Annotated in this window: 1 protein-coding gene; it reads left to right on the top strand. The window is 63.2% G+C overall.

From position 1 onward, the window contains the following. On the top strand, window positions 1-647 hold a 647-nt coding region (locus tag FYM52_RS18575), incomplete at both ends, for an IS256 family transposase (RefSeq protein ID WP_154165156.1).

Here is a 647-nt window from a genome sequence, read left to right on the forward strand (position 1 = left end):
AAGGCCTGGCAGGCACGCCCGCTGGACGCCATCTACCCCATCGTCTACCTGGACTGCATCCACGTGAAGGTGCGCGAGGGCGCCATACGGGTCAAGGCCGTGTACCTGGCCATCGGCATCACCATGAGCGGCGAGAAGGAGGTGCTGGGCCTGTGGCTGGCCCAGACCGAAGGGGCCAAGTTCTGGCTGCAGGTGGTCACCGAGTTGCGCAACCGGGGCGTACAGGACATCTTCATTGCCTGCGTCGATGGGCTCAAGGGCTTCCCCGACGCCATTGAGGCCGTGTTCCCCAAGGCGGTGGTGCAGTTGTGCATCGTGCACATGGTGCGCCACAGCCTGAACTACGTGTCCTGGAAGCGCAGGAAGGAGGTAGCGGCTGATCTGCGCCACGTCTACCAGGCCGCCACGGCCGAGGAGGCCGAGCTGCGCCTGGGCGAATTCGAGGCCAGGTGGGATGCAGAGTACCTGCCCATCGGCCAGTCCTGGCGCAGGAACTGGAGCCGGCTGATTCCATTCTTCGACTACCCGCCGGAGATCAGGAAGGTGATTTACACGACCAACGCCATCGAGTCGGTCAACATGGGCCTGAGGAAGCTGAGCAAGAACCGGGGTTCATTCCCCAGCGATGAGGCGCTGACTAAGTTGTT

The organism is Comamonas sp. CAH-2 (assembly GCF_009668305.1).
GTDB lineage: Bacteria > Pseudomonadota > Gammaproteobacteria > Burkholderiales > Burkholderiaceae_C > Comamonas > Comamonas aquatica.